This is a genomic window from Actinoalloteichus spitiensis RMV-1378 (genome assembly GCF_000239155.1).
GTDB lineage: Bacteria > Actinomycetota > Actinomycetes > Mycobacteriales > Pseudonocardiaceae > Actinoalloteichus_B > Actinoalloteichus_B spitiensis.
In genome coordinates this window covers 1-4,043 of the sequence record NZ_AGVX02000757.1, presented here as the reverse complement: position 1 = coordinate 4,043, position 4,043 = coordinate 1, and the positions used below count along the sequence as shown (strand labels likewise).

4 protein-coding genes are annotated in these 4,043 nt (G+C 72.4%); 2 read left to right on the top strand and 2 right to left on the bottom strand.

The window, feature by feature from the left end:
* Nucleotides 1–50: 50 nt before the first annotated feature.
* Together ACTIDRAF_RS0224910 and ACTIDRAF_RS0224905 are read right to left on the bottom strand one after the other, a co-directional pair.
* A complete protein-coding gene (locus ACTIDRAF_RS0224910) occupies nt 51–1,202 on the bottom strand; it encodes a mandelate racemase/muconate lactonizing enzyme family protein (RefSeq protein ID WP_016701379.1) in 1,152 nt (383 codons plus the stop codon).
* A 69-nt stretch (nt 1,203–1,271) separates the two neighbouring features.
* Nucleotides 1,272–2,246 carry a hypothetical protein gene (locus ACTIDRAF_RS0224905; protein ID WP_016701378.1) on the bottom strand — a complete coding sequence of 325 codons (975 nt, stop codon included), beginning with the start codon at nt 2,244–2,246 and terminating at the stop codon, nt 1,272–1,274.
* Nucleotides 2,247–2,611: 365 nt separating this feature from the next.
* Here ACTIDRAF_RS0224905 and ACTIDRAF_RS0224900 point away from each other — a divergent pair, with 365 nt between their 5' ends.
* Both ACTIDRAF_RS0224900 and ACTIDRAF_RS31240 read left to right on the top strand, forming a co-directional pair.
* Nucleotides 2,612–3,697: a zinc-dependent alcohol dehydrogenase gene (locus ACTIDRAF_RS0224900; RefSeq protein ID WP_016701377.1), complete on the top strand. Its 1,086-nt coding sequence runs from the start codon at nt 2,612–2,614 to the stop codon at nt 3,695–3,697.
* A gap of 119 nt (nt 3,698–3,816) precedes the next feature.
* On the top strand, nt 3,817–4,043 hold a 227-nt coding region (locus tag ACTIDRAF_RS31240; protein ID WP_039789577.1), incomplete at its 3' end, for an aldehyde dehydrogenase family protein.

Below are 4,043 nucleotides of genomic sequence, written 5' to 3'. Positions count from 1 at the left end.
GGTCGGCGGTCGGCGGTCGGCGGTCGGCGGTCGGCGGTCGGCCGAGGAGCTCAGCCGGTGGTGTCCCGCTTCTCCCAGCCCTCCTTGAACAGGTTGAAGTTGGCCTGCTGGCGCGGGTGTTCGGCGACCGCGTCCAGGTCCAGCTCCACGCCGAGCCCGGGCCCGGTGGGAAGGGCGAAGTAGCCGTCCACCACCTCCGGGTTGCCCGGGGCGACGTCCTTGACGAAGGAGTCGGCGAAGTCGTTGAAGTGCTCCTGGATCTTGAAGTTCGTGGTGCAGGCCGCCAGGTGCAGGTTGGCGGCGGTGAGCACCGCTCCACCGACGTTGTGCGGGGCGATGAGCACGTGGTGCGTCTCGGCGGTGGCGGCGAGCTTCTTGGTCTCCAGGATTCCGCCGAAGTGGGAGATGTCGGGCTGCACGATGTCCGCCGCCTGGAGCGCGAACAGCTGGCGGAACTCGTGGCGGGTGTGCAACCGCTCGCCGGTGGCGACGGGGGCGTTCGCCCGTGCGGCGAACTTGGCGAGGGACTCGACGTCGTCCGGCGGAACGGGTTCCTCCAGCCAGGCCGGGTCGTAGGGTTCGAGGAGGCGGGCGAGCCGGGAGGCGGTGGCCGCCGTGAAGCGCCCGTGCATCTCGACCAGCAGTTCGACGTCCGGGCCGACGGCGTCGCGGACGGCCTCCACCAGGGAGACCGACCGCATCGTCTCGGCGTGGTCGAGTTCCATGGTTCCGGGGCCGAACGGGTCGAACTTGAGCGCCCGGTACCCCCGCTCCACCACGGTCCTCGCGGCCGCGTGGAACTCCTCGGGGGAGCGCTCGACCGTGTACCAGCCGTTGGCGTAGGCCTTGATCCGGTCGCGCACGGCTCCGCCCAGCAATCGGTAGACGGGCTGGCCGAGGGCCTTGCCGACGATGTCCCAGCACGCCATCTCGACGCAGGCGATGCCGGACATCACGATCTCGCCCGCCCGCCCGTAGTCCAGGTTGTACATGCGGTGGACCAGCGACTCGATGTCGAAGGGGTCGGAGCCCACGACGTGGTTCGGCGCGGCCTCGGCGAGGTAGCCGAGGAGCGCGTCGGTGTGGTTGAGCATCCGGGCCTCGCCGACGCCGGTGAGGCCCTCGTCGGTCTCGACCACCACGTAGGTCAGGTTCCGCCACGGCGTGCCCAGTACCGCGGTGCGAATGTTGGAGATCTTCACGGTGCCGTCCCTGTCATCCTTGCCGTCCTTGTCATGGGGTTCGCCCCGGCGTCCCCGCCGGGGCGGCGATCAGGCGGGGGTGGGCAGTCGGGTCAACGGGCCGATGTCGCGCGCCCCGCGCGGTGACGCCTGCTCCAGCAGCCCGTAGCGGTCCAGCAGGGCCATGCCGAGCTCCGCGCGGCGGACCCGTTCCCTGCCGCTGCGCACGGCCACGTCCCGCAGGTGTTCCCCGACCGGGTAGATGTCCGGCGCGTTGCGGAGCCCGAACTTCAGGTAGACCGGGGCCACGGTGCGCACGAGCTCCGGGATCTCGAAGTGGCGGACGTAGCCGCCCAGGTTGTCCGGCGACTCGACGTAGAGGTCGATCGCGGCCCGTCCGGCGGCGCGCACCGACGCCAACTGGGCCAGGCTCAGGTCGCCGGGGACGTTGACGGAGTCGGCGCCGATGCCTTCGAAGAGCGCGAAGGACGCCGGGTTGGCCGGTCCGATCAGGGCCGACACCTTGAACCGGGTGTCGGCGGGCAGGGTCCCGGCCTCGCGCAGCCGGTGCAGGGCCCACAACACCCCCTCGTCGCCGACCAGGAGGGACCGGACACCGAGCTCGACGGCCCGGAGGGCGTCGTCCACGCAGTAGCGGAGCTGGTCGCCGCCGCGCGCCCGGGTGCCCAGGCCGCCGGCCGAGGTGTACCGGCCGGCGCCGGTGTCCCAGCTCGCCCTCGGGCCGAGGAAGAGGCACAGTTCGACCTGCGCGCGGTCGCACATGTCCACCATCTCGGTGATCTCGGTGTCGCTGAGCATCATCACGCCGCTGCCCTGGCTGACGCGGTGGACGAGCAGCCCGCGCGTCTCGATCTCGTCGAGCACGGCGGTGAGCGGCCCCGGCCCCTCCACGGAGGGGATCTCCACGCGGAACGCGCCGCCGTCGGGGAACCGCACCGGTGAGGCGGGCGGCGCGGGTTCACCCGCACCGAAACCCAGTCCCGCGACCAGCGCTCGCCCCGCCGAACCGTGATCTGCCGGTTGTCCCTCGTTCGTTGCCACCACACCATCCCGTCGGTCTTGTGCGTCCCCGCACGCCGGGTCGCGCCGGCGGACCCGGCGCCTGTCGGACCCGCCGGTGCGGCCTCCTGGCAGGGCCACCACCGACGCACGTCCGAAATCACGTACATATTCCGTAACTACGAACAAAAGTTACGGCCTGGTCATCAGCACCGTCAAGAGTCCACCCACCTGGGAACTCCGCCAGTTCGAGCAGATATTTCGGCAGGAAGTGGCCGGTCGATCCGGCCACTTCACCCCCTCCGGCGATGTTAGGGTGAACGGGGATTCCCGATAGCGTCCAGCATTTCGGATTACGTCCGGCGGGAAACGACACGATGTGGCCAGACTCGGCAGGGAGGAAGTCCGAGGTGACCGAGGCGAGTACGGCGGAGTCGGCGACCGGGCCAGACGGGAGGCCCCCCTCCATCGCGGTGGAGGTGCTCGGCCCCGGCCAACACCGGCTGATCGAACACGCTCCACCCGAGCCCGGGCCGGGCGAGGCGCTCGTCGAGGTGGCGGCCGCCGGCATCTGCGGTTCCGACGTGGAGCTCTTCGAGGGTCGCCGCCCGGCCGAGATCGTGCGCTACCCGGTCATCCCCGGTCACGAGTGGGCGGGGTCGGTGTTGGCGGTCGGCCCGGACGTCCGCCACGTCGGCCCCGGCGACCCGGTGGTCGCCGAGGGCTTCAGGTCCTGCGGGGTCTGCGCCCGGTGCCGGGCGGCGGAACCGACGCTGTGCGACGCGGAGTACGCGGAAACGGGTTTCACCCACCCCGGCGCCTTCAGCCACCGGGTACTCGTACCGGCGCGGCTCGTCCACCGCCTGCCCGACCCGTTGCCACCGGGGACCGAACTGGCGCACTGCGCGCTGCTGGAGCCCGCCGCGTGCGTGGCCGCCGGGCTGCTCGCCGCGCCTCCGCTCGCGGGTGGGCACTTCGCCGTCCTGGGCACCGGCACCCTCAGCCTGCTGGCGGTGCAGATGCTCGCCGCCTACCGGCCGGCCTCGCTGACCGTCGTCGGCCGTCGCGACCACCAGTTCCCGCTCGCCGAGCGGTTCGGCGCGACCCGGTGCCTGTTGAGCGAGGAGGTGTCGTCGGCCGCCGGCACGGCCGACCTCGTCTTCGAGGCCACCGGAGCCGCGAGCGTCGTCCCGACGGCCTTCGACCTGGCCCGCCGAGGCGGCACCGTGGTGTTGGAGGGCATCGCGGGCACGGGCGAGATCGCGATGGACCCGGACGTGTTCGCGCTGAAGCAGCTGACCGTCCGGGGGGTGTTCGGCGCGAGCCCGGCGGCATGGGCGCACACGATCGCCCTGGTGGAGGCGGGTGTGCTCGACCTGGCTCCCCTCGTCTCGCACCGGGTGCCGCTCAGCGGGTACGAACGCGCGCTCGACCTGTTGCACCGCCGGCCACCGGGCCTCGGCAAGATCCTGCTCGTGCCGGACGCGACGGCCTGAGCCACGACCGAAGATCCACCGCTTCCGGTGCGGGCCCCCGCGCCGGGCGGCTCCGGGTCGACACCGGACAGCCGCCACGGAGCACCCACGTCGACAGCGCACCACTGAGGAGGACGACGATGCCGAGCACCCGCGCGATCACCGGTGCGAACCTCATCGCCGGTGAGGAGAGCACGGAGGGGCCGGCCGACCTGCGGCAGACCCGCCCGGCCACCGGTGAGCAGGGCCCCGCCTTCCACCAGGCGACCGTGGAGGAGGTCCACGCCGCGACCGCCGCGGCCGCCGCGGCCGACCCGGTCTACGCGGCGACCCCGGCAGCCGCCCGCGCCGACCTGCTGCGGCGGAT